Raw genomic sequence first — 4,687 nt, 5'->3', positions numbered from 1 at the left:
GGTCTGGATTTCCGAAGCGGTGTCCTCGTCGAAACCGTCGATAGAGGCGATCTCGCCGGAATCGACATAAGCGACTTCCTCAACGCTGGTGAAGCCTTCGGAGGCCAGCACCTGGCCGACCATCTCGTCGACGTCGAGGGCTTCCATGAACAGCGACGAACGCTCGACGAATTCCTTCTGGCGACGCTCGGATTCTTCGGCCTCAGTCAGGATGTCGATATCCCAACCGGTCAGCTGCGAGGCCAGACGCACGTTCTGGCCGCGGCGGCCGATGGCCAGCGACAGCTGGTCGTCGGGAACCACGACCTCGATGCGTTCGGCATCCTCGTCGAGCACGACCTTGGCGACTTCCGCCGGCTGCAGCGCGTTGACGATGAAGGACGCCGCCGATGGCGACCAAGGAATGATGTCGATCTTCTCGCCCTGCAGTTCGCCGACGACGGCCTGGACGCGGCTGCCGCGCATGCCGACGCAGGCGCCGACCGGATCGATCGAGCTATCGCGCGAGATGACGGCGATCTTGGCGCGCGAGCCGGGGTCGCGGGCGACCGCCTTGATCTCGATGATGCCGTCATAGATTTCCGGCACTTCCATGGTAAACAGCTTGGCCATGAACTGCGGATGGGTGCGAGACAGGAAGATCTGCGGGCCGCGCTGCTCACGGCGCACGTCGTAAACATAGGCGCGGACGCGGTCGCCATATTTGTAGTTTTCGCGCGGGATCAGTTCATCGCGGCGGATGATCGCCTCGCCGCGGCCGAGATCGACAATGACGTTGCCGTATTCGACACGCTTGACGGTGCCGTTGACGATCTCGCCGATGCGGTCCTTGTATTCGTCAAACTGACGGTCGCGTTCGGCCTCGCGGACCTTCTGAACGATGACCTGCTTGGCCGACTGGGCGGCGATGCGGCCGAAATCCATCGGCGGCAGCTGTTCGGCGATGAAGTCGCCGAGCTGGGCGTCGGGATTGCGCTCGCGGGCCGAGGAAATGGCGATCTGCGTGGCGTAGTCGTCGACCTTCTCGACCACTTCCATCAGCCGCTGCAGCTTCATCTCACCGGTGTTCGGGTTGATGTCGGCGCGGATGTTGGTCTCCTGACCGTAACGCGAGCGCGCCGCCTTCTGGATCGCATCGGCCATGGCGGCGATGACGATCGACTTGTCGATCGACTTTTCACGCGCGACCGCGTCGGCGATCTGCAGCAATTCAAGTCTGTTGGCGCTTACAACCATCGTTTTTCTCCGGAGCTTGTTTGCCGGGCCTTTGCGCCCGGCAGCTCAATCATAGTTCCTGTTCGTGGTCTTCCGTGGCGTCCGCTTCCGCACCCGACTCGTCGTCGTCCGGTTCGCCGCGGCGCTTCTTGGCTTCCTTGCGCGCCCTGTTGTCCTTCGACAGGGCATCGCGGATGAGATCGTCGGTCAGGATCAGGCGCACATCGGCAATCGCATCGTAGGGGACGCGCACCGTCGGCTCCTCGCCATAGGCTGCCTTGTCGCGCTCGATCAGCACATCGTCTTCGCCGGCTTCGGCGATCTTGCCCTTGAAGCGCTTGCGGTCGGCGACGACCATCGATGTTTCCATCTTCACCAGATGGCCCGTCCAGGTCGTGAAATCCGATTTACGGACCAATGGCCGGTCGATGCCGGGCGACGAGACTTCAAGATGATAGGCCTTTTCGATCGGATCATCGACATCGAGCGCCGGCGACACCGCGCGGCTGACCTCTTCGCAATCCTCGACGGTCATGGTGCCGTCCTCGCGTTCAGCCATGATCTGCAGCGTCAGCCCGTTCTGGCCCGACAGATGCACCCGCACGAGGCGGAAGCCGATGCCGCGCAGAACCGGCTGGACGATCAGCGCGATGCGCGCATCGATACCGCTTTCGCGGATGATGCGATCGTCGCCCTCGCTTGCCGTTGCAGTCATTGAAGCCCTGTCGTTCTCTACTAAGTTATCGGCAGGTAATAAAAAAGAGCGGGACCGGGTGGACCCACTCTTCGTCATACCGACCAAGAATTTGAGGCTGATATAAACGATCGCGGCCTGTGTTTCAAGCCCGCTATGCTGGTCGGGCAACGCTGCCATCGAGGTGGCCCGCGCCAGCGTTGCATGGAACGCATGGCGCCCATGCGGCGGGCCCCATGGGATTGGCGCTGAAACGCACCTACTTACGCTGCGCTGCACAAACGTGGCCGTGCGTCACACGTGCGCGAAAGGACATGATCATGAGCAATCGCAAGATATTTTCTGCAATAGGCGACTTCTTCACCGTATTCGGCAGCGCCGTGGCCGCTTCACGGGCCGTGGAAGCCGGCCGCAGGCCGCGCGCCGACGACCTGCGCAACCTCGGCGTCGAGCCTGCCGCCTTCGACCGCATCGGCCGCCGCTTCTAAGAGCTTATTTCCGAATGAAGGTAAGATAGGCCGGCCGTCGGCCCTCACGAATGGCCTTGGCCTCGTAACGGGTGCCCGGCCAGCCTTCATAGGGCCGGCGCCAGTCCACCGCCTCGCCAGCCCGCCATGCGAACGCGCCGTGCGCGCGGCAATGCAGCAGGGTCCAGTTGACATAGGTGTCGATGTCGGAGGCGAAGCGGAATTTTGAACCAGGCTTCAGCACACGCGCGAACCGCTCGAGATTGACCGGGCTGACGAAGCGCCGCTTCCAGTGTTTCTTCTTCGGCCAGGGATCGGGGTAGAGCAGATCGATGCCGTCGAGCGAGGATTGCGGCAGCCAGTCGAGCAGCCTTGTGGCGTCGTCGTCATAAACCCGCAAATTGGCGAGCGGTTTCTCGCGCACCGCCATCATCATCTTGGCCATGCCGTTGACGAAGGGCTCGACGCCGATAAAACCGACCGCGGGCGCCTCGGTCGCACGATGCAGGAGATGCTCGCCACCGCCGAAGCCAATCTCGAGGCGAACCGCGCTGACATCGGCTTCAAACAGAGTGCTGAGATCGGTCGGCGGTTCAGCCGTCAGATCGAGCCGATATGTACCGAAGCCGCTTTCCAGCGCGGCCGCCTGCTGCGGACGCATGGTCTTGCCGCGCCGGCGACCGAAAAAGGCTTCGGTCGCGCGGCTGGGTCTGTCCTTCGGATCCATGGCGGGACTTTGCGGCACCGCCGTCAGGCGGCGACCGCGTCCTTGAGCGCCTTGGCGAGATCGGTCTTTTCCCAGGAGAAAGACCCATCACGGCCGGCCTTGCGGCCGAAATGGCCGTAGGACGACGTCTTGGCGTAGATCGGTTTGTTGAGATCGAGGTGACGGCGGATGCCCGACGGCGACAGATCCATCACCGTACGCAGCGCCTCCTCGAGCTTTGCCTCGTCGACCTTGCCGGTACCGTGCAAGTCGACATAGACCGACAGCGGCTGTGCAACGCCGATGGCGTAGGAAAGCTGGATGGTGCAGCGGTCGGCGAGTTTCGCCGCCACGACGTTCTTGGCCAGGTAGCGCGCCGCATAGGCCGCCGAACGATCCACCTTGGTGGTGTCCTTGCCGGAGAAGGCACCGCCGCCATGGGGTGCGGCACCACCATAGGTGTCGACGATGATCTTGCGGCCGGTCAGCCCGGCGTCGCCGTCCGGTCCGCCGATGACGAACTTGCCGGTCGGGTTGATGTACCACATGCAGTTGTCGGCGATCTTCAGCTCGCCCAGCGCCTCCCGGATATAGGGTTCGACGACCTTGCGGACCTTCTTCGAATCCCAGCTCGCATCGAGATGCTGCGTGGACAGCACGATCTGCGTCGCCTCGGCGGCCTTGCCGTCGACATAGCGAACGGTGACCTGGCTCTTGGCGTCCGGGCCGAGCTTGCCGGCTTCACCGCTGCCTTCGTGACGGGCGGCAGCCAGCAGTTCGAGGATCTTGTGGCTGTAGTAGATCGGCGCCGGCATCAGATCCGGCGTCTCGCGGCAGGCGTAACCGAACATGATGCCCTGGTCGCCGGCACCCTCTTCGCCCTGACGGTCGGAGGCATTGTCGACGCCCTGTCCGATGTCAGGCGACTGGCCGTGCAGCAGAACCTCGATCTTCGCCGTTTTCCAGTGGAAGCCGGCCTGCTCATAGCCGATCTCGCGGATCGCCTTGCGGGCGACCGACTTGAACTTGGCCGGATTGACAACCGAATGCCCGGCGGCATCCTTGAGAATATTGCCGGCCTTGTCCCTCTTGAGCAGCGTGTCGGGAACACGCACTTCGCCCGCGATGACGACACGGTTGGTGGTGGCCAGCGTCTCGCAGGCGACACGGACTTTCCACGGGTCCATGCCGGTCTTCTTGGCTTCGCGATAAACCAGATCGACGATCTCGTCGGAAATCCGGTCACAGACTTTGTCGGGATGGCCCTCGGCAACGGATTCCGAGGTAAAGAAGTAGTTCTGCCGCGTCACGGGTGTCCCCTCTTGAAAAACGATCGGCAGGCTGCCGATTTTGGCGCGCCACGTGTTAGCGGGGCGAAGCGCCGCTCGTCAAGCGGTGCTTCGGTTCTGGCATGAATGTCGATGCGGTTATCTTGTGCCACCAGCGGCAAGGCGCCGCCGGTCCTGGCGTGATTGCCGATCAGTCGGGATCCTCGGAGGAGAGGGACTTGACCAGGTCTATGATCCTGCGGCGCACCTTGGCATCCGCGATCTTGACAAAGGCCCGGTTGAGCTGAAGCCCTTCGGGGCTGCCGCAGAATTCGAC

At 63.0% G+C, this 4,687-nt stretch carries 5 protein-coding genes and 1 pseudogene; 1 reads left to right on the top strand and 5 read right to left on the bottom strand.

Annotation, left to right across the window (positions count from 1 at the left end; genetic code table 11):
* Both nusA and rimP read right to left on the bottom strand, forming a co-directional pair.
* On the bottom strand, positions 1-1,236 hold a 1,236-nt coding region (gene nusA, locus EN943_RS35140; RefSeq protein ID WP_127416393.1), incomplete at its 3' end, for a transcription termination factor NusA.
* 49 nt (positions 1,237-1,285) lie between these two features.
* Positions 1,286-1,930, bottom strand: coding sequence for a ribosome maturation factor RimP (rimP, locus tag EN943_RS35135; RefSeq protein WP_127270712.1), 645 nt, complete (start codon positions 1,928-1,930; stop codon positions 1,286-1,288).
* A gap of 299 nt (positions 1,931-2,229) precedes the next feature.
* On the opposite strand from rimP, the gene EN943_RS35130 reads away from it, so the two are divergent.
* Positions 2,230-2,397, top strand: a complete 168-nt coding sequence (locus EN943_RS35130) for a hypothetical protein (protein ID WP_013527898.1) — start codon at positions 2,230-2,232, stop codon at positions 2,395-2,397.
* Positions 2,398-2,401: 4 nt separating this feature from the next.
* Here EN943_RS35130 and EN943_RS35125 read toward each other — a convergent pair whose 3' ends face one another.
* The 3 genes and pseudogenes from EN943_RS35125 to EN943_RS38685 form a co-directional block, all read right to left on the bottom strand.
* Positions 2,402-3,103: a tRNA (guanosine(46)-N(7))-methyltransferase TrmB gene (locus EN943_RS35125; protein WP_127416392.1), complete on the bottom strand. Its 702-nt coding sequence runs from the start codon at positions 3,101-3,103 to the stop codon at positions 2,402-2,404.
* 23 nt (positions 3,104-3,126) lie between these two features.
* Positions 3,127-4,392, bottom strand: a complete 1,266-nt coding sequence (gene metK / locus EN943_RS35120) for a methionine adenosyltransferase (protein ID WP_127256654.1) — start codon at positions 4,390-4,392, stop codon at positions 3,127-3,129.
* Between the two features lie 169 nt (positions 4,393-4,561).
* A pseudogene (locus tag EN943_RS38685) lies at positions 4,562-4,687 on the bottom strand (transcriptional regulator); the annotation flags it as partial.

It is taken from the genome of Mesorhizobium sp. M7A.F.Ca.US.006.01.1.1, assembly GCF_003997935.1.
GTDB lineage: Bacteria > Pseudomonadota > Alphaproteobacteria > Rhizobiales > Rhizobiaceae > Mesorhizobium.
The sequence above is the reverse complement of the archived record's forward strand: the minus strand, read 5'-3'. Positions and strand labels throughout refer to the sequence as shown.

Excerpts from the sequence above, each read along its gene's own strand:
- rimP (WP_127270712.1), bottom strand. The coding sequence starts at position 1,930 with ATGACTGCAACGGCAAGCGAGGGCGACGATCGCATCATCCGCGAAAGC.
- EN943_RS35130 (WP_013527898.1), top strand. The coding sequence starts at position 2,230 with ATGAGCAATCGCAAGATATTTTCTGCAATAGGCGACTTCTTCACCGTA.
- EN943_RS35125 (WP_127416392.1), bottom strand. The coding sequence starts at position 3,103 with ATGGATCCGAAGGACAGACCCAGCCGCGCGACCGAAGCCTTTTTCGGT.